Source organism: Halalkalibacter suaedae (assembly GCF_017939705.1).
Lineage (GTDB): Bacteria > Bacillota > Bacilli > Bacillales > Bacillaceae_D > Halalkalibacter > Halalkalibacter suaedae.
The window spans coordinates 86,005-111,277 of sequence record NZ_JAGKSQ010000004.1; the positions used below are offsets into that span (position 1 = coordinate 86,005).

Here is a 25,273-nt window from a genome sequence, read left to right on the forward strand (position 1 = left end):
CTGATTTTTGGGTGGACTAACCCTTTAGTTGCTGTGTATTTATGAATATAGGAAAAGAAGCCTATTTCCATTGTACCTCTCACTTAGCGGACGGAATGGGAGGGCCGACTCCTGCAGGAAAAAAGGGCAAAATGGAAATCCACCGGCGAAGCCGGTTAGTTCCATGCCCTCCTGCGGAAAGCGTGCCCCCCATTCCGGTAGCGAAATCGAAGCGTCTTTCATGGATCAGCAACCTCACTTTCATGTTTAACTAATACTCTATTTATTAAAAAAGCCACTGAAAAAGATCCTTTTCAGTGGCTTTGATTATATTAAGCTAATCTCATTTTAAAATCTTGATAGCCAAACTCCCTAACAATACGATAATCGCCGTCTTTATCTTTAACAGCAATAGCTGGTAGTGGCATACCGTTAAATGTAGTGTTTTTGACCATTGTGTAAATGGCCATATCACCAAATACTAATCGATCACCATTTTCCAATGGTTGATCAAATGAGTATTCACCAATTACGTCTCCTGCAAGACAAGTCTGTCCGCCAAGACGGTAAGTGAATGGCTTTTCGTTTGCTACTCCTGAACCAAGAAGAGGAGGGCGATAAGGCATTTCTAGCACATCTGGCATATGGCAAGTTGCAGATGTATCAAGGATTGCAATTTCCATATCATTTTCAAGCTTATCAAGAACTGTTGTAACGAGGTAACCAGCATTAAGTGCAATCGCCTCACCAGGCTCAAGATAGACTTCTAAATTGTATGTTTCCTGCATTTTCTTAATACATTTTTCAAGAAGGGCGATGTCATAATCATCTCTTGTAATATGATGACCACCGCCAAAGTTGATCCATTCCATTTTTGATAAATATGGACCAAACTTTTCTTCAATAGCATTCAATGTTGTTTCTAAATCGTCTGAGTTCTGCTCGCAAAGGGTGTGGAAATGAAGTCCTGATACCCCGTCAAGTAGCTCTGGACGGAAATTCTTAATCGTTACCCCGAAGCGTGAACCAGGTGAGCATGGATCATAGATCGCATGCCCTTCCTGTGTAGAGTGCTCAGGATTGATACGTAAACCGACTTTTTTTCCAGCTTTAAGCACTTTGTCTTTAAACTTTTCAACCTGTGAAAAAGAGTTAAAGATAATATGATCACAATAGGAAATAATCTCATCGATCTCATCATCTCGATATGCAGGGGCAAAGCAATGATTTTCTTTGCCCATTTCTTCACGGCCGAGACGTGCTTCGTATAACCCGCTTGAAGCTGTACCACTTAAATATTTCCCGATTAATGGATACATTGTTGACATTGAAAAAGCCTTTTGTGCAAGAATAATTTTCGAATCTGTTCGTTCCATCACCCCATTTAGGATCTTAAGATTCTTTTCTAGCAGGCCTTCATCTACGACATAACAAGGTGTTGGTAGTTCTTCAAACCGCATCTAACGTACGTTCTCCGTCTCTTTGATCGGCTCTTGGTCAACAAGCTTCGGGTCAAAGCTTTCTTGCCAAGGAAGACCCCATTTGTTCAATGCATCCATGAATGGATCTGGATCGAACTCTTCAATATTAAACACGCCAGGCTTGTTCCACTTACCTGTCATAACCATCATCGCACCAATCATCGCTGGCACACCAGTTGTGTAAGAAATCGCTTGTGAGCCTACCTCTTTATAACATTCTTGATGGTCACATACGTTGTATACATAATATGTCTTGTCTTTGCCGTCTTTTTTACCTTTGAAGATACAACCGATGTTTGTCTTACCAACTGTGCGTGGTCCAAGCGAAGCTGGATCAGGCAATAGTGCTTTCAAGAATTGAAGTGGAACAATTTGTTGTCCTTCATATTCAATTGGCTCAATGGAAGTTAATCCGACATTTTCAAGGCATTTCAAATGAGTAATGTAGCTTTGACCGAACGTCATAAAGAAACGAATGCGCTTGATGCCAGGAATATTTACTGCAAGAGACTCAAGCTCTTCATGATATAAAAGGTACATATCCTTTTCACCGACTTCAGGGAAATTATAAACGCGCTTAATTTCCATTGGGTCCGTTTCTACCCATTCACCATTCTCCCAGTATCTGCCGTTTGCGGATACTTCACGGATATTAATTTCAGGATTGAAGTTTGTTGCGAAAGGATAGCCGTGATCTCCACCGTTGCAGTCAAGGATATCAATATATTCGATTTCATCAAAATGATGCTTTAGAGCATGTGCTGAAAAGACACCTGTCACTCCAGGGTCAAAACCACTTCCTAAAAGTGCAGTAATGCCTGCTTTTTCAAAACGTTCACGGTAATCCCATTGCCATTTATATTCAAACTTAGCCGTATCTTCTGGCTCATAGTTTGCTGTATCCATATAATGTGTCTTTGTCGCGAGGCAAGCGTCCATAATCGTTAGATCTTGATATGGTAAAGCTAAGTTCATGACGATATCCGGCTTCACTTCTTCAATTAGAGCAACTAATTCATCAACATTATTTGCATCAACTTGCGCTGTTGTAATTTTAGTTTTCCCGCCATCTAACTTCGCTTTTAAGTCATCACATTTCGATTTAGTACGACTAGCGATACAAATCTCTTCGAATACCTCGCTATTTTGTACACATTTGTGGATGGCTACTGATGCCACTCCACCACAACCAATGATAAGTGCTTTTCCCATTTTCATAACTCCTAACCTAATAAATTTTGCAAAAATGAAAGAGAAGTCCGTACACCATGTACACATTACTAGCTTAACTGCCGAGGAGGTCTTTTAGCAAAAAAACGGCTCAAAAGATCTAATTCCACAACAAAAAAGCAAGTGAAAATGCGTCATTCGCGCACAACACTTGCTAAGATATCATTATCAATATTAAAAAGGATAATAATCCTACAATCAACGTGTTAGTAACGCAACTAAAAAAAACAACACGATGAAAATAGAAGGGCTCTTTAATATTTAAATTATTATCTTAATAGGATCAGAGTCTATATAGCAAATAATTACTTTTAGCACTCTTATTGACCGTTTCACAAGTTTTGTGCAAAATGCACTGGTTGTAAAGTAACCAACTTATAAAATTTGAGCTTTTAACTCAATCAATAAGGCAACTATAGTTGCCAGTCGGCTTTGACCCGCTGTCCGTATGGCTTAGCTTACAGTGTAAGTGGTCAAAATTATCTGCTTGGAAAGACCTGATGTCGAAAAAAGTAGTTTTCCAATTAATGCTTCTCTAGAGTATCAACATATAATTAAAATATCAATAGGCATATTAAAAAAAAGTGAAAAAAATGTGAACATATTTTTGCATAAGGTGAAGGTGACAGCTCTAATAATGTATATACAGATGATTACTAAGCGACTAATCACTATTATCCTGCTCTATGTTATTGAAATGCACTCTGAGCAATTTGAATCAAAACAGCCCAATCAGATTATTGGACATAAGGCTTGTATACCGTATACGCTATTTATAGTACATATGAAAGGGTGAAGGCAGTGAAAATTCTAGTTGTAGGAGCAAATGGTCAAATTGGGAAACACTTAGTTAAAACGATTCAAGAGAGTGGAAAGAGTATTGCTAGAGCAATGATTCGCAAACAAGAGCAAGCATCATATTTTGAAAGTCTTGGTGCAGAAACCTCTGTCGTCAATATTGAGGGTGAAATTGCGGATATTGCCAAAGCAGCTGAAGAGGTAGACGCGATCGTTTTCACTGCTGGTTCGGGTCCACATACTGGTCCTGACAAGACGATTGCAGTTGATTTAGATGGTGCTGTTAAAACAATTGAAGCAGCGAAAGTAGCTGGAGTGAAACGATTTATTATGGTTAGTTCTTTTGATACTACACGAAACGCTATTCAAGAAGCTCCAGATTCCTTCAAACCATATGTAATTGCAAAGCACTATGCTGATGAATGGTTGCGAGAGACGGATTTAGATTACACGATCGTCCATCCTGGAGCCCTAACAAATGATCAGGGAACGGGACAAGTGTATGCTGCAACAGAAGTAGCAAGAGGCAGTGTTTCACGCGAGGATGTTGCAAGTGTCATTTACGAATGTATAGAGAATCATTCTACAATTGGAAAAGCATTTCAAGTGGTCTCAGGCGAAACACCAATTAAAGAGGCAATAAAAAAACTATAATTGTTGCATAGTGCTCCCCTCAACTGGATAGATCTTGAGGGGAGCACTTTTTTTGTATCTGTAAGATAATAGATTTTGAAAAATAGTCTTTACTAAACCCCTAATAACCCTTTATTAATCAGATTATTAATCAATTGAGCCATTTCTTTTGGTGATTTATCCATCCTGTTATTGAGCCAGCTGCGAATCATATGGATACAACCGCTAATGACAAAAATACTTAAATACTCAGTTATATCCTCATCAACATTATTGTCGGAGATCCAGCTTTCAATGAAAAATTGCTTTGCAAATTTCATTACCTTTTTCTGAAAAGTTGTATCAATTTTTTCATTAAGAAGCGTTTGGCAAATTTCTTGTTTGGATGCAAAATATTCTAAAAGCTTTTCAAGCATTTTGATGGCATCTTCTTCTTTTTTATAATTGAATTGGCTGAGATAGCCAGTCATATCTTCAATGATTTCATCCTCGACTTTATCAAGAAGATCGAATTGATCGTTATAATGTGAATAAAAGGTTGAACGATTAATATCAGCTCGTTCACAAATCTCCTTGACTGTAATAGAAGACATTTGCTTTTCCTTTAATATTTTCATCAGACTATCTTTTAAAACGGATTGCGTGTATTTTTTTCGTCTGTCTAATTTAGAGGACGTCATAGAAAACTTCCTTTCTTTTATCCTTTTATCCAACACATTGCGAAGATGTGTTGCCAAAAATACGGATGTTGTTAAACTGTTTGTTGATTAGGCAACACCGTGTCATTATAATAATATAGTGATCATCATTAAATGGCAAGAGAGGGTGAGTTGCGATAAATATTGCAGCAAGTATTATTAAACATAAAAAGGCAATTGCGATTATCTTTGCGATCCTAACAGTTATTAGTGCTCTGGCATCAATGACAGTATCAGTTAATTACAATATGAGCGATTACTTGCCTGAGGATGCACAGTCAACAATTGCTATGGAAATAATGGAACAGGAATTTGAGGGAAGTGTTCCAAATAACAGAGTAATGATTAATGACATGACAATTCAGGAGGCACTTGCTTTTAAAGAGGAGCTTGCTGCGATTGACGGGGTGTCAGATGTTACATGGTTAGATGATGTTATTGATATTAAAACACCACTTGAAATAGCTGATCCAGAGGTAGTTGAAGGCTATTACAAAGATCAAAAAGCTCTGTTTTCATTTAGCATTCGTTCAGGCGATGAGGTCGCAATTACAAATGAGATCTATGAGCTAATTGGTGAAGATAATGCGATGGCAGGGGAGTCCGTTAACACGGCGACACAGCAAACGATGGCTGGTAGTGAATCGATGTACGCTGCTGCCTTATTAGTCCCTATTATCATCCTTATCTTAGTATTGTCGACGACCTCATGGATTGAACCAGTGTTTTTCCTAACGGCTATTGGGGTTTCAGTCTTAATTAATATGGGAACTAATTTCTTCCTTGGAGAGGTGTCCTTTGTCACACAGTCAGTTGCACCAATCCTCCAGTTAGCGGTATCGCTTGATTATGCGATCTTTCTTCTTCATAGCTTTGAAGAATATCGTAAAAAGGTAGCTGATCCACAAGAAGCGATGCAGCTTGCAATGAAAAAATCTTTCTCAGCGATTACAGCTAGTGCATCAACGACCTTTTTTGGTTTTATTGCACTATCATTTATGAATTTTGAAATTGGTTCTGATTTAGGAATTAATCTTGTTAAAGGGATTCTAATCAGCTTTATCAGTGTAATGGTCTTCTTACCTGCACTTACACTGCTATTTTATAAGTGGATTGACAAGACACAGCATCGTCCATTATTCCCTCGATTTAAAAAGGTGGGGAATGGCATTGTGAAAGCGAGAATCCCTACGTTGGTCCTTGTCCTTATCCTAATTGTGCCTGCTTTCTTAGCACAGAGCGAAACGGATTTTATCTATGGTGGCGGTGAGCAACCTGAAGCGACAAGAGTTGGAAGTGACATTGTTAAGATAAAAGAGTATTTTGGTGAAAGTACCCCAATGGTGCTACTTGTTCCAAAAGGAGATATCGCCAAAGAAGAAGAGTTAGTTCAAGATTTAGAAGCTATTGAAAATATGTCTAGTGTTCTTGCATATGTGAATACAGTTAGTTCTGCTATTCCAGCAGAATATTTGGATCCGGCAATAACAGACCAATTCTATTCTGAGAACTATAGCAGAATCATCCTGCAAACAGATACAAGAAACGAAGGGGAAGAGGCATTTCAATTAATCGAAGATGTGCAGCAGACGGCTGCTACCTACTACGGCGATGATGTGTATACAATTGGAGAAAGCGTGTCCTTGTATGATATTAAAAATGTCGTTCAAAAAGATAATACATTTGTTAACACATTGACCCTTTTGACCGTTGCATTCGTTTTGTTTGTGACATTTAAGTCGATTTCGATTCCGCTGGTTTTATTGATTACCATTCAATCTGCTGTTTGGATTAATTTATCGTTTCCGTATTTTACGGATACTTCATTAGTCTATATTGGTTATTTACTGATTAGCATTATTCAGCTTGCGGCAACAGTCGATTATGGAATTCTTTTGACAGATGCCTATAAGGAATATCGCCAGGAACTTCCTGTAAAAGAGGCGATTAAAAGGACACTCAATGAGAAGATTTTCTCGATTGCGATATCTGCTTCAATTCTTTCGAGTGTTGGATTTATTTTATGGCTTACTTCATCAAATCCTATTGTTGGCTCAATTGGGTTATTACTTGGAAGAGGGGCTTTACTAGCCTTTTTGATGGTTATCTTCTTTCTTCCAGCGATGCTACTTGTGTTTGATAAATTAATTATGAAAACAACCTGGAAATCAAATTTTTATAAGGAGAAATGATGAATGAAACTTAAAAAAACGATAGTCGTTCTGACCGCAGCCACGTTAGTTGCACCTTCATTTCTTGTTGCAGCCGAGACAAATGATACTGAGACTGGAGAAAGTGGATCTCAAGGTACGGGGGAAATTTCCTCAAAAGATGAAGTTGTCTATGCGAATCTAAGTGCAACTGGTGAAAGAGAAGAGATATACGTTGTTAATATTTTAGACATTGAACGAGCGGGAAATATCATCGACTATGGCCCGTATACCAGTCTAAAAAATTTATCGGACCTATCTCAACTAGAACAAAATAAAAACGCAATAGAATTCCATGCACCTGAGGGAAAGTTTTACTATCAAGGAAACCTAGATGATTCACCATTACCATGGGATGTGTCGGTTTCTTATTTACTTGATGGAGTAGAGATTTCTCCCGAAGAACTTGCTGGTGCCAATGGACGTGTTCAAATTAAAATTGCAACATCTGCTAATGAAACAGTCGATCCGGTCTTTTTTGAGAACTATTTGTTACAGATTTCTTTGTCTCTTAATCTAGAAATCTTCAACAATATTGAGGCTACTGACGGAATGCTAGCAAATGCTGGGAAGAATAAGCAAGTGACATTCACAGTTATGCCAGAAAAAGAGGAAGAGCTTATTGTTGAAGCGGATGTCCTCGGATTTGAGCTAGAAGAAGGCATTAACATCACGGCGATTCCTTCTTCTATGCCGATTGATGCACCAGATATTGGCGAGATGACAGGGGAAATGCAAACATTGACCGATGCGATTGCCGAGATTAATAATGGTATTGGTGAGCTAGAAAATGGTGTTGGTGAATTAAATGGAGGAGTTAATCGCCTCAGTGATGGTTCGGATCAATATAAGAATGGCATTTTAAAAGCGGCTGGTTCTTCTTATGAATTACTGAGCTACTCCAAGCAAATTCAGCAAGGGCTTGATGAAATGAGCAATTCTCTTAAGAATAACTCTCAGGACATGGGGCTCGGAGAATTAAAGAAGCTCGAAGCTGGGCTTAGAGAAATGGCAAGTGGTTTAGAAAAAACGGCAAAAGGTCTAACATCACTTAACGATAACTATACTTCAGCCTATAATGCATTAGATGATTCAATGGCTACCATTCCAGCTCATGAGATTTCAGAAGAAGAAATCCAACAGTTGTATGTGAGTGGGGCTGATCAAGAAGTTATTGATCAACTTGTTGAAACATATGGAGCTGCTTTAACAGCCAAGGGGACATACACTTCTGTAAAAGAAGCGTTTGCTGCCGTAAATGGAACGCTTGAACAAGTGAGTGGTTCATTAACAATGATGGTAGCAACACTAGAAGAGATGGCAAATGGTCTTTCTGCCTCATTAAAACAGATGGAAGAAACTGATCCGCTTGCTCCATTAAAGAAGGGGCTCAATGATCTAGCGTCAGGTCATGCTGAAATCCACTCAGGGTGGATTGAATATACAAACGGTGTAAGCCAATTAGCGAGTGAATATAAGGAACTGCACGGTGGAATCTTAGGCTTTTCTGAAGGAACGAGCGAAGTGGAGAATGGCATTAGTGAACTTCATAATGGAACAACGGAGCTCTATGAATCCACTAGTGACCTGCCTGATCAGATGAAAGAAGAAATTGATCAAATGATGGCTGAATATGATAAATCGGATTTCGATGCAGTATCGTTTGTTTCAAGTGAAAACGAATCGATCAATTCAGTTCAATTTGTAATTAAAACTGAAAGTATTAATTACGAAGAGCCTGAGGGACCAGAACAAGTTCAAGAAGAGGAAAAAGGATTCTGGTCACGCTTGAAGGACTTATTTTCATAAGGTGAATATCATGTCAGCCTCTATCTGAATGGGGCTGGCTTTTTTTGTCGATTCCTAATTAAGTAGTATAGATCAAGTTTTTTCTTTTTGTTAAATTAAAAGGAAATTAATGTTAAAATAAAGCTAACTCTATAATTTATTTATAGTAAAAAGATAGAATGTGAGGAGAATTCCATCTATGAGTGAGAAACATTTAGAAAATAGGTTATCTGTTCATTTTCCTAAGATGCGTATGATTTCCGACGGTTTGGTTAATTTGATAGTGTTCGTCGTGTTGGCAGGTCTGTTTTGGTTAAATTTTTATTTTGAATGGCCAGCATGGGCATTTTGGGTATTAATTGCTCTACTTGTAATTACAATAGCGAGCACAGTTTGGTCCCTATTTGAACCAATGTATTTGTATCGTAGCTGGAGTTACGAGTACGATGAGGAGTATTTGCAATTAAAGTACGGAATCTTTAAAAAGGAATGGGTCACCGTTCCGATGACGAAAATACAGTCTGTATCCACGGTTAAAGGACCGATCATGAAATGGTTCAACACTCGTTCTATTAAAGTTGAAACGATGGGCTCCTCTCATTCGATTCCTGCTTTAGATGAGGAAGTAGCATTACAATTAAGAGAAACGCTAGCGGCGTTTGCCAAGTCGAAGGAAGTGGATGAATCTTGAGATATCATCCATTAATCATGGTTTTTCGTTTGTACAATCTTGTTAAAGGTAGTTTGTTTTTTGCTTTTATTCTTTTTGTTGTTAATCGAAACTCAGAGAGTTGGTTCTTTGAGTATGGTAGGTATGCTTTTTTAATCGTGATTATTTGGCGTTTGCTACTCATCATCGTTTCTTGGTTCGCTGAGACGTATGATTTGGAGGATAACACCTTTCATATTCGTAAAGGGGTTTTTGTGAAGCGAACGAATATGATTCCGTTTTCTAGAATTCAGAACGTAACGAGAAAAACGTCTTTCTTTCATAAATTAATGGGTCTAACCTCTGTAACATTCGAAACAGCGATGGATGGTAAGGATGACTCTGTCCACTTTGAAGTATTAACGAAGAAGGATGCAGACAATTTAATAGGCTTAGTTAAGCCGGGAAAGCAAGGTCTTACTCAAAAGGAAAATGAAAGTGACCCTTCAATGGCGTTTGAGAATGAAGAAGAGGCTCCGGTTGAAGTAGAAAAAGAAAGACAGCCTGAAACGAATCGAACCATTCACTTTACCCCGAAGCGAAAGGATCTATGGAAGGCGAGCTTTACCTCATTAAGCTTCCTTGCCATTATTCCAATTGTCTTTGCCGCACTAGATTATATTGAGCCGTTTTTTGCCGAGACAAATCAGGTAGAAGGGTATTATGAGGTTATGCTTGCTAGTATATGGTTGCTTGTTGCTGTTATTGTCCTTGTGTTAATAATTGCTGTTGGATTTGGAGTCATTAGGACATTTGTGCGTTACGGCAAGTATGAGATTAGCTCTGATGAGACTCATGTTTATATCAATCGAGGGGTTTTAGAGGAGAGTTATTTCGCGATCGAAAAAAAGAAGGTTCAAGGATTAGAAATCCAACAGACATTTATGAAACGATTGTTTGGATTAGCGGAAGTGAAGTTAATTAGCTCTGCTAGTACAATTAGTTCAGGAGAAGTGAATGTTAACTCCTTGTATCCTTTCCTGCCAATGGACCAGGCCTTTGAGCTAATAAATGAAATCCTTCCAAACTATCAGTTAGAAGTCAAATTAGAACGGTTACCAAAGAATTCTTTATGGGTGAAACTTCTACGCCCAAGCTGGTTTTGGATTATTGCAACGATTGCCTTAACCTATTTTAAGCCTGAGCCGTTTCAAATTGAACAGGCATGGTGGATAGCAAGTATTATTTTAGTATTTGTGATTGTTTTACAAAGGATTCTTGATTATATCCATACTAAATATGGCGTAACAGAAGACCAAGTTCAATGGTGGCACGGAGGGTTAACGAGCCGGATGTTCATTACGAAACGAAAAAATGTAATTGAAATGACCTATTCTCAATCACGGCTACAGACCTTTTTTAATGTGGCATCAATTACGACAATAAATCGAGCGACTCCGGTACATGTTGAAGAGATAAAAGACATCCCGGTGCCATATGCAATGAACATCAAGGCCTGGTACTCTAACCGACACGAGGATGTGCAGTTGATTGGAAAGGAATGAGTGGTTAACCTTTCCTTACTTAATCATATTGTTGATGTTTTCCTAGTTATAAACTTAATAAAGGTGGAGTTACCTTGCAAAAAAAATTAACAAAATCAGCAACAAATCGATCAATAGTCGGCGTTTGCGGAGGAATTGCCGAATATTTTGGTATGTCTCCTATGGCAGTAAGACTAATCATGATTTTTTTTCCTGCTAATTTGCTCATCTATATTATTCTAGCAAATACGATGTCTGAACCTCCTCGGACGTTGTAAGGGTCATATGCTATCATCCCTTCAAAAGTGGCTAGGACATAACTAAAGTGTTTATTGGAAAATCCGAACAAAGCAGGAGTGGGAGTGGCTTACGTCAGCCCAACTAGCATTGTTCGGATTTTCTTTTCACTAAATTACTTTTGGTCCAAGCTCTTTTTCCTTCCTTCCTACATTTTCTAGTAGAGCCAATCACCTTTCCCTTTATCATGCTTCACTTAAATTACATTGTTATTTGTATTCGAATCATTTTTCTATAATTTTTCTAGTGATCACTATATTTTTTGAGGTTGAATTGAACTAACTACTTTAATAAGATTATATTGTAATCGCTTTCAATTACTTTTATGGAAGGTGCTGGTAGTTATATGCTATAGGGCGTGCTGCATTATAGTAAGACAAATGCAATAAAACAAAAACAGGAGGAATGCCAAATGATCCAAAGTAGTAGAATTAGGTTATTTGTAGCAATTGTGATTTGTTTTGCACTTACAATACCTGCAGTAAATGTACAGGCGGCTCTCAGCTCAAATGAAGTTGGTACTCACGACGGCTATGACTATGAATTCTGGAAAGATAATGGTGGCTCTGGAAGTATGACGTTGGGAAGTGGTGGTACGTTTAGTGCCGAGTGGAGTAATGTTAATAATATACTATTCCGTAAAGGTAAGAAGTTTAATGAAACGCAGACACACCAACAGATTGGAAATATGTCTATTAGTTACGGTGCCAACTTCCAGCCAAACGGTAATTCGTATTTAACTGTTTATGGGTGGGCAGTTGACCCACTTGTCGAATTTTATATCGTTGATAGTTGGGGCAGCTATCGCCCAACTGGAACGTTTAAGGGCACCATTAATGTTGACGGGGGTACATATGACGTATATGAGACCACTCGAACCAACCAGCCTTCCATTAAAGGGACTGCAACATTTAAGCAGTATTGGAGTGTTCGCACATCGAAGCGTACGAGCGGAACAATATCTGTTAGTGAACATTTCAAAGCATGGGAAAATCTAGGGATGACGATGGGTAAGATGTATGAAGTCGCACTTACTGTAGAGGGCTATCAAAGTAGTGGAAGTGCTAATGTATACAGTAATACACTTACAATCGGAGGAAACTCTGGTGGCGGTAGCAATCCTCCTCCATTAAGTGGCGGTGGAAGTGATAATACTACGAAAAAAGAAGCTGAGAGCATGACAAAAGCTGGTCAGTATACAGGAGATATTAGCTCGCCGTTTAACGGAGTAGGTTTATATGCGAACAATGATTCAGTCAAATACACCCAGTATTTCGCAAGTGGCACCCATAGCTTTTCACTTCGTGGTGCATCAAATAACTCAAACATGGCTAGAGTTGATTTGAAAATAGGTGGACAGACGAAGGGTACCTTCTATTTTGGCGGTAGTAATCCAGCAATCTACACAATTAACAATGTTAGTCATGGAACAGGAAATCAGGAGATTGAACTTGTTGTCACAGCTGATGAAGGAAATTGGGATGCATTGATTGATTATCTAGAAATTAAGTAATTAAGAGAAAATATAGCGGATAGAGCTTCAAATAATTGAAATCTAGTATATGTTAATAAATCCTGGCGTGGGGCTTCCCTGCTAGGATTTTATTTGTATTTCAAGCTGATACATTAAAATTTGTGAATTAAGTTTAGATAAAGGCAGGTATTCTTGTAGCAAGAAGATAATGTAATGATTAGTCATTAAGGTTGCCTCAACAAGCAGCTGTGTAAACTAATAGACACTTTATGGAAGGCGGTACTATGGGAAAATCATTTGTTAGTATATTGATGGTTATCTTACTAGCCTCATGCTCATCAAGTGAGAGTGACTTGAAATTTGTCGGAGAGGGTGAAACATGGTTAGTTGAACTATCTGTTCATCAAATAAACAGAGAAGAAACCTATCATATTAAGATATTTAGTAAAATGAATGAGAAAGACGGAATCGAGAGTTTTCATTATAATATAAAATCAAAAGATGATGTATTAGACTATAGTGTGAACAATGCGATTCTGGATCGTAATAAGGAATACAACCACAAATTATTAAGTTCGAATAGTGCCACGACGACTGAGTTGGATGAGTTAGCTATAGTAATAAAATGGAGTGGTACTTTCGAGAGTTTTGATTTGAATAACAGTAATTGAGGTACTGAGTTCAATATGTTATTGCGTGTATGTAGGGATTTTGAAAGATGGCCTATAAGTCGAGGCGGCACTTGTTAAATTTACAATTAATAGTAATTAATTTGATTAAGAAAATAGGAGGGGTGAAATTGGGATATATTGATGAGTTACGCAAGCTTATCGGGAACAGGCCTATTATAAGTGTAGGTGCTACCATTCTTGTTGTAAACGCTGAAAAGAAAATACTATTTCAACATCGTTCAGATACCTTGGATTGGGGATTACCAGGAGGTTCAATGGAACTTGGTGAAACTCTTGAAGAAGTTGCCTCAAGGGAACTTAAAGAAGAAACAGGACTTACAGCAAATCGGTTCGAGTTGTTAGGGGTTTTTTAAGGTCCAAGCTATTATTGCCGTTATCCAAATGGGGATGAAACATATAGTGTCATTAATCTATATCATGCGATAGATGTAACTGGGAAACTGGAAATGACTGATGGTGAAAGTATTGATCTTCAGTACTTCGATAAGGATAATCTTCCAAATCATATAAAAAAAAGAGCAAAGGCATTAATTGAGAGTTTAGGAGAAGGTATCTGGGATTTAGAAGATTCATTTTTGGAACTTTAGGTAGGGCATAATTCGGAGTGAACAAGTGCATTATACAGTTAAATTAAAAGGATTCCACTCCAAAAACTAAAAATTTAGGAGTGGAAAGTGATTAACTATACCTCAATTGCTCGTTTCTTTACCGGAATATAAATATCCATCATTTTCTCTGGTCCGATACAGCGTTCATCATACAACTCGAATTCCACTGTGCCGCAATGCTCATAGTCGGATTGTTGAAACCATTCTGTAAAAATATAATTCCAAGTTGATTGAATTGAAGCTGTGAATGATTCAGTATCTGCCACTGGAGTGGTGAAGACAGCATATTCTTGCTCAGGGAAATGCCTGTAGACCATTCCGTCAAGTGCTTTTGTTCCTTCTTCGACTTCCATTCCAATGATATAGACGAACTCGCCTGTCTCAGGACAAAAATCAGTGCAAATTCCAAAATCAGCATTGTTAATTGGATTAGGAATGGTGCAGCCTAAGTTGTTTTGTATGTATTGCTGCCAGAATTCAGGTATGTCCCGATTGTTTTGTCCATCCGTATTTTTTGTTTTTAGTGCATAACCAATAATGTGAAATGCTGGCTTCGTTCGTAAGACTGGTTCCATTTTGCATCCTCCTAGAAATTGTTTTGAAATAAGGTAGGCCTTACCATGGAAAGGTCCGGATATCTGCACTAAGTTGCGATATTGCTTCGGTGAAACGCCATACATTTTCTTGAAGGCACGATTGAATGACTCTTGATACTGAAACCCTGAATCAATCGCAATTTTCATAATCTTATCATTTGAGTAAAATAAACGTTCAGCTGCAAAAGTAAGCCTTCTTTTTCTAACATAATCCATTACAGAATCTCCGACCATTGCTTGGAAGATTCGATGATAATGAAACGGAGAGAAACAAGCAATCTCTGATAATGTTTCAAGAGTTATCGGTTCATCCAAGTGTTCTTCAATATAATTGAGCGTTCGTTGTATGCAGCTCTCATAATCCATCCCTGTCACCTGCCTTATATTTACAATAACAGAAAACAAACGTTTGTTCTTAACATTTTTTGCTATGTTAATTATTTTTTAGGGAAACTAGTTAGGATGATTTAAATTCATTTGATTAAAAATCTTGTTAGCACTTCTCTATAGCAGAGGAGGGATATCATGTAAGAATATTATTGACTAAGGATAAATTTTGCATATATTATCCATACTAAAACATACGATCTAAAAAATTTATACATATGTTATGACAAACGGAATTGGAGGAATGTAAGTGGACTCATATGATAATCTAAAGGCCGGTGAAAAAGGGGCTTGGCTCAGCATTTTCACCTATATCTTTTTATCAATTGCTAAATTGACAAGTGGTTATTTAGGGAACTCAGGAGCACTACTCGCGGATGGATTAAACAATTCAACTGACGTGGTTGCTTCTATTGCAGTATTAATTGGGTTGAAAATTGCAAGAAGGCCTCCTGATAAAAATCATCTATATGGACATTATCGTGCTGAAACGGTAGCTTCACTTATAGCTGCATTTATCATGGTTTCAGTCGGAATACAGGTTATCATTGAAGCCGCCAAAAACCTAATGGAACCGGGTAATGTCGTACCTGATATGTTTACTGGCTGGGTAGCTTTAGGTAGCTCAGTTATTATGTTTTTTGTTTATTTATATAATATGAAATTAGGTAAAAGAATAAAAAGTCAATCAGTACAAGCGGCTGCAAAGGATAATTTATCTGATTCGCTTGTAAGTATTGGGGCGTTCATTGGGATTGTAGGTTCTCAGTTTGGGCTCGGTTGGCTGGATACTGCTACAGCCATTGCTGTTGGATTAATTATTATTAAAACGGCCATTGGCATCTTTAAGGTAGCTGTGCTTGAGTTAACAGATGGGTTTGATGTTAATGAATTAGACGAAATAAGAAAAACAGTTAACGATAATCCAAAGATAGAAGAAGTGAAAACTCTAAAAGCAAGAATGCATGGAAATCAAACGTTTGTTGATCTGGTAATCGTAACAGACGATCATTTAAATGTCGTTGAAAGTCATCAAATCACCGAGGAAATCGAAAATACTCTGAAAGAAAAGCATGATGTTCAGCATGCTCATATTCATATTGAACCAAGGTAATAGGATGTTTGTAAAACCCTATTGGTAGAGGTCGCTGAAAAGGATTGATCGTTACTCTTTTTACGCCTTTAAGCGGACCTCTAGCTTATATGATTAGAATTTTTAGCTGGAAAAGTGAAGGTCCTTATCATCTTTTTTTCATTGAAAATAGTTCCTCGGCATAACCAACTATACAAATGGGTGCTTGGATAAACGAATATAAAACGAGAAAAAGTATCAGCGAAACGAAACCCTTGCTAACGGAGATACCGATTTCACCCAAGATTCGTTGCTGATATTGATACATTTGCAATACGTTTAATAAGGCAAGCGGTATGAGCAATAATGTTATAACACCTGCTATTAAATAGAATTGAAAAAACAGAGCTACTAGAATACCAGGTAACAGGACAAACATAATCATTAAATCAATCAATGGAAAAAAGAGATTTAAAAAGATGATGAATTTTGATAAACCTCGATATTCGATTAAAATAGTAGGATGTGCACGGAACGCCTCAAATAACCCTCTTGCCCAGCGTTTTCGTTGCTTAAAATAACCTGCGTACTTAACTGGAACATGGGTAAAACCCACTGCTTTAGCTTGATAGTCAACCCGGTAATTATGCTTAAGAATTCCCCATGTTAATACGATGTCCTCACCTACAACAGGAAACCAGCCCCCAGCCTTTTCAATTGCCTCTTTTAAGTAAGCACTAAAGGCCCCTTGAGCAACAAGAGTTCCTTCGTACAGACTTTGCTGTCGTTTGACGGCAGCAATACTGATTAAATAATCCCACATTTGAAGACGTGCTAGCCAGCTCATTTTTTTGTTCTCGACAATAAGACTACCCGAAACGGACAGAAGCGGAGAAAATGCATGTTTGTAGAAACATTAGGTTGGAGAAAGACTATTAATAATGAAATATTCTAATTAGAATGGAACTTAGTAATTAGTTATTTTATAGCCTTGATATAAATAACTGAGTATTTACAACTACTTTTGGTCTTTCTTTTTAAACAAATCAGATTATTGCTAACAACATTATCCATTTTTTAGTATAATAGTAACAAAGATACATGGAATTCATGGAAATCCTGCTCGGATAGAGATAATATGATTGTTTGTCCTATATTTAATTGCTCAGCTTGAAAATAAAAATAAGAGGTATGGTCCTGTGAACTCCCAATTAACTACTTTTATAACTCTCATGTGCACATCTGGTGTCCTTAATCTGTATTTATGCTGTCGTGTACTTATGAAGCGACATCACTATTCAACAATTGCTAACTTCTTTGTCATTTATGCTGTGTCTGTAACGATTTATTGTTTTGCGGCTGCTTTTGGATTAGCAGCTACAACTCTTGAGCAAATGAAACTGTCAACGATTATTCAATATATTGGATTGCCTTTCTCTGCACCGTTAGGCTTGTTATTTATAATGAAATATCTAGGAATAACGATAAAGAAGAAGACATATCTCGCTTTGTTTACGATACCTATCATTAGCTTGATTATGGTTGTGACAAATGACTATCATCATTTACATTATCGAGTGTTTGAAGTGGATCCGAATTTAGGTGCTCCCTTTATTTATATGGAAATTGGAATATGGTATATGATTTATGGTTCTTTTACATTTGCCTGTATGTTTGTTGCTTTTTTGCTCGTCCTTTCTCGTTGGGGAGAAACTGACAGGGCCTATCGTACACAACTAATTGCACTAATATTCGGTCAACTCGTCCCTATGCTGACTGCATTTGTTTATTTAATTGGGCTGACTCCCCCTGGTATTGACCCTGTGCCGATGATTTTATGGGTGTCTTCTCTTTTATATTTATGGTCAATTAATTCATCTCAATTGTTTAAAATAATGCCTATCGCAAAGGACGCGATATTTAATAGCATCAATGACGGTGTTATTGTATTGGATGAATCGGACAGAGTTATTGAATTTAATAATGCGTGTGAGCAGATGTTTCCACTCCTAACTAGATCGCTGTTTGGTAAGGGTTTTGATGATGTGTGGTTGTCTTTAGCTGGAAGGGCTTTTCCCTTCCCTTTAAGCCATGTCGCATTTAAAAGTGAAATCGAATTAGTTGTTAATAATTCTAAACGTGTTTATCAGATTCGTACCTCTGCTTTGGAGCCAGTAACGAACGGGAAGGGTATGTTACTTATTTTTACTGATATTACCGAAGTCAATAGATTGCAGAAGAAGCTAGAGCAGCAGGCTTACTATGATGAATTGACAGAGATTTTTAACCGTCGTGCTTTCTTTACCCATTGCGAAGAAGAGATTGCAGCTGCTAGAGAGGCTTCAAATCCGTTTACAATCATTTTGCTTGATATTGATTATTTTAGAAAGGTTAATGATACGTATGGTCATTATATTGGTGATCGGTTGCTTGTCCATGTAGCTAAGGTTTGTCAAGCAGAATTAACTGAAGGGATGCTATTTGCTAGATATGGTGGGGAAGAATTTGTGCTAGCATTAAGTGGACGTACTATAGAAGAAGGTCAAATAATAGCAAATAAGCTTCGAAGAAAAATACAGGAACAGCCACTACTTATTGCTGAGGGCATAATTTCTGTTACTTTTAGTAGTGGAGTTGCTGAGGCAATGAAGACAAACGAAGAAACGCTGCATCAGTTATTAAATAAAGCGGATCAAGCTTTATATGCAGCAAAACGTGATGGGCGTAATCGGGTTCATATTTATACTGAGAATTTACTTTGATCAGTTATTGTTTTTAGAAACCCCTATTTATATTAAACAAAAAAGAATTCGCCCGATTCAGTATGAGAAAACGTTGTTCTAATATAATTTATTTTCAGAATAAATTGTTTTGTGAAATTTTTTATGATATATTATTTTTCGTCGCCATATGAGTCTACATCTTAAGTTTTGCAGTGAATTAGGTGATTACTGAGAGTGAGCTTGAGTTTTCGGCGTAATTATATAGAAGGAAGTGTATTATGTCATCAAGAGATTCATTTACTAATGTTATTGCGGTAGGATTTATGTTGTTTGCATTATTTTTCGGAGCTGGGAATCTAATTTTCCCTGCAATGCTAGGTCAATTGGCTGGTGAGAATGTATTTGCAGCAAATGCTGGTTTTATTGTTACTGGAGTTGGATTGCCGATTCTAGGGATCTTGGCATTAGCCTTTTCTGGAAAGAGTGATCTACAATCACTAGCAAGTCGTGTTCATCCTGTGTATGGAATTACCTTTACGGTAGCCCTTTATTTAGCGATTGGACCTCTGTTTGCTATACCAAGAACCAATACCGTTTCATTTGAAATGGGAATTAGACCGTTTTTAGGTGCTGATATTAGTTTTGTACCATTGCTGTTGTTTACGATAATATTCTTTGCTATAACATTGTTTGCGTCATTGCACTCTGGCAAACTCGTTAATATCGTCGGTAAGGTATTGACTCCATTATTATTAATTTTTATTAGTATTTTAATCATAGTTGCATTTATGAATCCAATTGGACAGCTTCAAGCACCAACTGAAGGGTATACAGCAAATAGCTTTTTCAAAGGATTCCAAGAGGGATATTTAACGTTGGATGCTCTTGCTGCTTTCGTGTTTGGTATCCTTATTATTAATATCATGAAAGATCGAGGGGTCACTTCGAAAAAAAACCTAATGATTTCCACATTAAAGGTTGCCTTAGTTGCTGGAGTCTTGCTTGCAATTATTTATTCTTCTCTTTCTTATATTGGAGCAACAAGTGTAATTGAGCTTGGTCATCTAGAGAATGGTGCAGTTATATTAGCTGCAGTGTCAGAGCATTATTTCGGTGCATTCGGTAAAGTGATATTAGCTTTAATTGTGATCGCCGCTTGTTTAACGACTAGTATTGGATTAGTCACTTCATGTGCTTCATATTTCACGAAGATCGTCCCAAGCGTCACTTATAAAAGCTGGGTTATTCTATTTACAATTATTAGTGCAGTTATCTCAAATGTGGGCTTGTCGACCTTGATTTCAATCTCGGTACCCGTTTTATATATGCTTTATCCGTTGGCGATTTGTTTAATGGTGCTGACATTCTTACATCCTTTATTTAAAGGGAAAACAGAAGTATATCAGCTTAGTATGTTATTTACATTTATTATCAGTATTTTTGAAGGTTTAAAAGTTGCTGGGATTAAATTTGAGCAAGTTGACGAACTATTCACAGCGATTCTTCCATTGTATACAGTTGGATTAGGCTGGGTTATTCCGGCGATCATTGGTGGAGTGATCGGCACCATGCTCACTTATACAAAGCAGAGAGAACCTTCAGTTAATTAATAGTATTTGTTTGGTTATATTGACAATAAATGAATAGATGAGAAAGGACCAAAGCGTGAGCTTTGGTCCTTTTTCTGTTAAATAAAATGACATCATTAGAATTTTTGATTATAGATAGGGACCAATAAGTTAAACATGTACGTACAAAATTATATTATTTTAAATATAAAAAATAACTTATAAAGTTATTTTTTATAGAATGTCGATCTATTCTAAATAAATCTGTATGAATTATATATTTTTATTGGTTTTTATTGAGAATCTTGTTGGTTTATAGTAATCTATTTTTAAGTGGTAGTGCTAACAAGTATTTTGTAAGCGTTTTACTTCTTGTAAGTACATATAAATAATGGGGTGATGCTAATAAGATGTTGTCCGTAAGTGGTTGTTTGAATTTGCAGTATAAAATGACAAATTATTTGTAGGTACATTAACTCCATCGATTTTCTAGAACTCTATCAATTATACTTGGACATTTTCTTGCTCTGAAATAACTATTAAATGAAGAAAATGCAAATATACAGAGTTTGAAATGGATGTGAATTCAGTTGTGCTTGCGAAAGGAGCAGAGCGTAGTGAAGAATGTTATTCATAGAAGTTTAATAATTTTTCTTACAGTACTCTTATTAATGCCTGGAAATATTTTAGGGGCTGAGCAAACGAATCAATCGGAGCCGATCGAATTCGAACGTGCATCGGTGCACGATCCATCTATTATAAAAGATAAGGATGGCATGTATTATGTTTTTGGTTCACATATTGCAGCAGCGAAGTCATCTGATCTAATTAATTGGCGTTCGATAGTGGAACGAGAATATCAAACTCCAGAAAATAACCCTATCTATGGCAACCTGTCTGAAAACCTTGCTGAGTCTTTTGAATGGGCTGGCGAAAATGATTCAGATAGTAGAGGTGGTTTTGCTATTTGGGCTCCTGATATTTTTTGGAATCAGGACTATGTATGGGCAGATGGTTCAACTGGTGCCTATATGATGTACTATAGTGCTTCATCCACATATATTCGTTCAGCAATTGGTATCGCTGTGTCGAAGAACATTGAAGGACCATATGACTATACTGATACAATTATGTATTCAGGTTTTACTAATTATGAAGCATATGACAGTAATAGTGAAGTAAATAAGCATTGGGAGAATACAAATATTTCTGATCTTATTGCTGATGGTGTTATCGATGAACCAAATCCTGAATGGTTTACTAGTCAGGGGAATTTTAATAATGCCCTTTATACAAATGCAATTGATCCGAATATTCTCTATGATGAAAATGGAGATTTATGGATGACATACGGTTCTTGGTCTGGTGGGACATTTATTTTGCCATTAGATAAAGAGACTGGTGTACCAATTTATCCGGGGGAAGATGGTACAACCGCAGACGGTAGAATGATTGATAAGTATTTTGGTACAAAGATTGCTGGAGGCTACGGTCGTTCTGGTGAAGCTACTTACGCAGTGTATGATGAAGAAACAGGTTATTATTATCTCTATATTACGTATGGTGGTCTAGCTTCTGATGGCGGCTATCAAATGAGACAGTTTAGAGCAGAAAGTATCGAAGGACCTTACTTAGATGCGTCTGGAAATGAAGCTGTCTATCCTGAAAGCTTTGATTTGGGTGTAGGGAATTTTCCTGGTAATGACGATCATAAGGATATCGGAAACAAAATGATAGGGAATTTCTTATTTAAGAGAGATCTAGGAGAAACAGGTAGCGGAATTGGTACCGGTTACATGGCCCCGGGTCATAACTCTTATTTAATTGATGATGAGCTCGGGAAGGAATTTATCGTTACACATGCCCGTTTCCCAGAGCAAGGAGAAATGCATCAGGTTCGTGTGCATCAAACATTCAAGAATAGTGATCAATGGCCAGTGCCAACTCCTTATCACTATGCAGGTGAAACGATTGAGACCGTTTCAGAAGCTGATGTTACTGGTAACTATAAGTACGTCAACCATGGCGAGGAAATTGATGGTGAATTAATTGAATCAACATGGATTGAGTTGAATGAAGATAAGACGATTACTGGTGCTGTAACAGGTACGTGGAAACTATATGATAACTATCGAGTGGAATTAACGGTTGATAATGAAAGTTATGATGGCGTATTCATTCGCCAATATGACCCTACCTCAGAGAAATGGGTCATGACATTCAGTGCAATGTCTAATGATGGAGTTGTAGTCTGGGGAAGTCATGTAGAAAGCAAAGAAAATCAAGAAGTGGTTGATAGTATTAAGCAAGAATTAGAGACGATCATTCCTGCGACCGCTATCAATAATCTATCCTTGCCGACACTAGCAACACAGGGAACTAAGATTTCATGGGAATCTTCTAATTCAGAGATTATTTCTGCGGATGGAGCTGTAGAAAGACCGAAATTTGGTTCTGAAGCAGCTAATGTTGATTTGACGGCAACAATCTCTTTAGGGGATGCGACAGGTACATTAACAAAAACAGTTACCGTTCCTGCTGAAGAACAAGGTGGTTTATCTGCGTATTATGACTTTAATGATGGGTTAGCAGATCGCTCTGGTAATCAAGCAGATGCTACAGTTACTGGAGACCGTCTTACAAATACAGGCGGAGAAATTAGCTATGCCGATGGAGTATCAGGAAAAGCGGCCAAGTTTAATGGTGAATCGGGGTTGAAATTAGCCGATGGTTTAATTTCTACTAATAAGTATTCTGTGTCACTTTGGATGAAGCCTGAAGAAATTACACAATTCACAACAGCATTTTTTGGTGCGAGAACAGAAAGTAATTGGATTAGCGTTGTTCCAAATGCACATGATGTGACAAAGGTGTGGGTTCATAACGGTGAAGATTGGTATGATGCAATGTCTGATTCAATTATTCCAACAGGGGAGTGGAGTCATTTTGCTCTTACTGTAAATGAAGGGGCAGCTAAAGTTTACATTAATGGAGAAGAAAAGTTCTCTAACAACAATTTCCCTAATGTCTTTACAACATTGGATGCAGAGTTCGGTCTAGGTGTTAACTACTGGGACACACCATTTAAAGGGTTAATGGACGAGGTTCGTGTCTATGATGGAGTTGTTCTACCTGCTGATGAAGTTCAGACACTTTATAACAGTCCTGATGGGTTAACAGCAAATTATAGTTTTGAAGATAACTTAGAAGATGAAACAGGGAACCATGAAGATGGTAGCATTACGGGTAATATTATTACTAATACTGGTGGGACCATTTCATATGAACAAGGGATTGATGGAAAGGCAGCTGTATTTAATGGGGAATCAGGTATTTCTCTGCCTAAAGGATTAATCTCTAGCAATGAATATTCAGTATCTGTATGGTTGAACCCAACAGAATTAACACAGTATACAACAACGTTTTTTGGTAGTAGAGACGAAAATAACTGGATAAGTCTTGTGCCATTTGGACCAGGTGACGGTAACACGATGCTATGGTCTGGTAGCGGAACTTGGTATGATGCAACGACTGGTGCACAAATACCAACAAACGAATGGACACATTTGACAGCAACCGTTAACAACGGTGAAGTTGTGATCTACCTAAATGGAGAACAGGCATTCACTGGTTCTGATTTCCCTTCAATTTTTACAACTACAGATGCAGTCTTTGGTCTAGGTGTTAACTATTGGGATACGCCTTATAACGGGCTAATGGATGATCTACGTATCTATGGTAATAAGGCACTTGCTGCAACTGAAGTGAGTGACTACTATAATCGTGTGGTGAATCCAGGAACAGAAGATCCAGGAACAGAAGATCCAGGAACAGAAGATCCAGGAACAGAAGATCCAGGAACAGAAGATCCAGGAACAGAAGATCCAGGAACAGAAGATCCAGGAACAGAAGATCCAGGAACAGAGGATCCAGGAACAGAGGATCCAGGAACAGAAGATCCAGGAACAGAAGATCCAGGAACAGAAGATCCAGGAACAGAAGATCCAGGAACGGAGGATCCAGGAACAGAACAACCAGGAACTAAAGAAACGGTTGTAAACCAAGTAGAAGATTTAGAGAAAAATAATAATGTTTATAAAACAAAGAATCCTTCAAAGAAAACAATTCTTAAAAAGGCAGTGTTGGATCAGTTGAGTGAAGATGCTGTTATTGTATTAGAATTTGATCGTATTGAAGTAGAAATTCCAGTATCAATTCTAAAAGGGCACGAAGATGTAGAATTTATTTTTGGGGATGTAAATAATGAAGTTATCTCTAAAAATTCCAATGCTATAAGTGGTTTATATGACTTCACGTTAAGTTCAAATGGAGAAGCAATTACATTTACTGAAACACCAATTACCTTAACATTTGATGTTGATCAGGAAAAAGTTAAGAATTGGAAAAATGTAAGAGTGTTCTATATTGATGAAAATGGAGTAAAACAGGAAGAAATTACTCCAACAAAGTATGACAGTAGTACTGGTGAAGTAATAGCTGAAGTTACTCACTTCAGTATTTACGGAGCATTCGAAATTGCAGATGATGAAGTGAAAGTAGGAGAAGGTCAAACAGAAGTAGACGATCAAACTGGGAAAGATAAACTACCAGATACTGCTACAAATCAATATAATTGGTTTGTAATAGGACTTCTACTAGTAGTCATTGGAAGTGTTGCATTCTATGTTGCTAGAAGAAGAAATGGTTTGAATCTCTAAATGATTTATAGAAACCCCTTGTCTAATACAACAAGGGGTTTCTTTGTATTCTCTTTTATCTTTTAAATATTATTCTGAAGTAGGGTAGGTAATTTCTACAAAATAACAATAATTTAGTAAAACTTCTT

At 37.4% G+C, this 25,273-nt stretch carries 19 protein-coding genes; 14 read left to right on the plus strand and 5 right to left on the minus strand.

What is annotated here, in order from left to right; all coding sequences use genetic code 11:
- Positions 1 to 311: 311 nt before the first annotated feature.
- The gene (gene nspC, locus J7W16_RS10705) at positions 312 to 1,439 is read right to left on the minus strand and encodes a carboxynorspermidine decarboxylase (RefSeq protein ID WP_210597308.1); all 1,128 of its coding nucleotides are present in this window, start codon (positions 1,437 to 1,439) and stop codon (positions 312 to 314) included.
- The gene (locus J7W16_RS10710; RefSeq protein WP_210597309.1) at positions 1,440 to 2,672 is read right to left on the minus strand and encodes a saccharopine dehydrogenase family protein; all 1,233 of its coding nucleotides are present in this window, start codon (positions 2,670 to 2,672) and stop codon (positions 1,440 to 1,442) included.
- Between the two features lie 819 nt (positions 2,673 to 3,491).
- Between J7W16_RS10710 and J7W16_RS10715 the strand changes: the two genes are divergently transcribed.
- Positions 3,492 to 4,142, plus strand: a complete 651-nt coding sequence (locus tag J7W16_RS10715) for an SDR family oxidoreductase (protein ID WP_210597310.1) — start codon at positions 3,492 to 3,494, stop codon at positions 4,140 to 4,142.
- A 92-nt stretch (positions 4,143 to 4,234) separates the two neighbouring features.
- Here the strand turns inward: J7W16_RS10715 and J7W16_RS10720 are convergent, their stop codons facing one another.
- Positions 4,235 to 4,801 carry a TetR/AcrR family transcriptional regulator gene (locus tag J7W16_RS10720; protein WP_210597311.1) on the minus strand — a complete coding sequence of 189 codons (567 nt, stop codon included), beginning with the start codon at positions 4,799 to 4,801 and terminating at the stop codon, positions 4,235 to 4,237.
- Positions 4,802 to 5,043: 242 nt separating this feature from the next.
- On the opposite strand from J7W16_RS10720, the gene J7W16_RS10725 reads away from it, so the two are divergent.
- The 9 genes from J7W16_RS10725 to J7W16_RS22445 all read left to right on the plus strand — a co-directional run bounded on the left by J7W16_RS10725 (position 5,044) and on the right by J7W16_RS22445 (position 14,060).
- Positions 5,044 to 7,011, plus strand: coding sequence for an efflux RND transporter permease subunit (locus tag J7W16_RS10725; protein WP_246879961.1), 1,968 nt, complete (start codon positions 5,044 to 5,046; stop codon positions 7,009 to 7,011).
- A 3-nt stretch (positions 7,012 to 7,014) separates the two neighbouring features.
- Positions 7,015 to 8,838 (plus strand): YhgE/Pip domain-containing protein, encoded by a 1,824-nt coding sequence (locus tag J7W16_RS10730; RefSeq protein ID WP_210597312.1) that lies wholly within the window; start codon positions 7,015 to 7,017, stop codon positions 8,836 to 8,838.
- A gap of 178 nt (positions 8,839 to 9,016) precedes the next feature.
- A complete protein-coding gene (locus tag J7W16_RS10735) occupies positions 9,017 to 9,508 on the plus strand; it encodes a PH domain-containing protein (RefSeq protein WP_210597313.1) in 492 nt (163 codons plus the stop codon).
- Positions 9,505 to 11,031: a PH domain-containing protein gene (locus tag J7W16_RS10740; RefSeq protein ID WP_210597314.1), complete on the plus strand. Its 1,527-nt coding sequence runs from the start codon at positions 9,505 to 9,507 to the stop codon at positions 11,029 to 11,031. Before J7W16_RS10735 ends, J7W16_RS10740 begins: the two co-directional genes overlap by 4 nt.
- 74 nt (positions 11,032 to 11,105) lie before the next feature.
- Complete coding sequence (locus J7W16_RS10745; RefSeq protein ID WP_210597315.1) at positions 11,106 to 11,288, plus strand: PspC domain-containing protein; 183 nt, start codon at positions 11,106 to 11,108, stop codon at positions 11,286 to 11,288.
- Between the two features lie 431 nt (positions 11,289 to 11,719).
- Positions 11,720 to 12,820, plus strand: a complete 1,101-nt coding sequence (locus J7W16_RS10750; RefSeq protein ID WP_246879962.1) for a glycoside hydrolase family 11 protein — start codon at positions 11,720 to 11,722, stop codon at positions 12,818 to 12,820.
- Positions 12,821 to 13,065: 245 nt separating this feature from the next.
- Positions 13,066 to 13,452 carry a hypothetical protein gene (locus J7W16_RS10755; protein WP_210597316.1) on the plus strand — a complete coding sequence of 129 codons (387 nt, stop codon included), beginning with the start codon at positions 13,066 to 13,068 and terminating at the stop codon, positions 13,450 to 13,452.
- A 128-nt stretch (positions 13,453 to 13,580) separates the two neighbouring features.
- Positions 13,581 to 13,826 (plus strand): NUDIX domain-containing protein, encoded by a 246-nt coding sequence (locus J7W16_RS22440; protein ID WP_419095828.1) that lies wholly within the window; start codon positions 13,581 to 13,583, stop codon positions 13,824 to 13,826.
- Positions 13,827 to 13,919: 93 nt separating this feature from the next.
- On the plus strand, positions 13,920 to 14,060 hold the full coding sequence (locus J7W16_RS22445) for an NUDIX hydrolase (protein WP_419095829.1): 141 nt from the start codon (positions 13,920 to 13,922) through the stop codon (positions 14,058 to 14,060).
- A 95-nt stretch (positions 14,061 to 14,155) separates the two neighbouring features.
- Here the strand turns inward: J7W16_RS22445 and J7W16_RS10765 are convergent, their stop codons facing one another.
- Positions 14,156 to 15,043 (minus strand): AraC family transcriptional regulator, encoded by an 888-nt coding sequence (locus tag J7W16_RS10765; RefSeq protein WP_210597317.1) that lies wholly within the window; start codon positions 15,041 to 15,043, stop codon positions 14,156 to 14,158.
- Between the two features lie 271 nt (positions 15,044 to 15,314).
- Between J7W16_RS10765 and J7W16_RS10770 the strand changes: the two genes are divergently transcribed.
- Positions 15,315 to 16,178: a cation diffusion facilitator family transporter gene (locus J7W16_RS10770; protein WP_210597318.1), complete on the plus strand. Its 864-nt coding sequence runs from the start codon at positions 15,315 to 15,317 to the stop codon at positions 16,176 to 16,178.
- 127 nt (positions 16,179 to 16,305) lie between these two features.
- Here J7W16_RS10770 and J7W16_RS10775 read toward each other — a convergent pair whose 3' ends face one another.
- Positions 16,306 to 17,022: a glycosyltransferase family 2 protein gene (locus J7W16_RS10775; protein ID WP_283246046.1), complete on the minus strand. Its 717-nt coding sequence runs from the start codon at positions 17,020 to 17,022 to the stop codon at positions 16,306 to 16,308.
- Between the two features lie 313 nt (positions 17,023 to 17,335).
- Between J7W16_RS10775 and J7W16_RS10780 the strand changes: the two genes are divergently transcribed.
- From J7W16_RS10780 to J7W16_RS10790, 3 genes are all read left to right on the plus strand, one after another.
- Positions 17,336 to 18,898 carry a histidine kinase N-terminal 7TM domain-containing diguanylate cyclase gene (locus tag J7W16_RS10780; RefSeq protein WP_210597320.1) on the plus strand — a complete coding sequence of 521 codons (1,563 nt, stop codon included), beginning with the start codon at positions 17,336 to 17,338 and terminating at the stop codon, positions 18,896 to 18,898.
- A gap of 239 nt (positions 18,899 to 19,137) precedes the next feature.
- Positions 19,138 to 20,469, plus strand: coding sequence for a branched-chain amino acid transport system II carrier protein (brnQ, locus tag J7W16_RS10785; RefSeq protein WP_210597321.1), 1,332 nt, complete (start codon positions 19,138 to 19,140; stop codon positions 20,467 to 20,469).
- Between the two features lie 629 nt (positions 20,470 to 21,098).
- Positions 21,099 to 25,145 carry a LamG-like jellyroll fold domain-containing protein gene (locus tag J7W16_RS10790; RefSeq protein WP_283246047.1) on the plus strand — a complete coding sequence of 1,349 codons (4,047 nt, stop codon included), beginning with the start codon at positions 21,099 to 21,101 and terminating at the stop codon, positions 25,143 to 25,145.
- Positions 25,146 to 25,273: the final 128 nt, after the last annotated feature.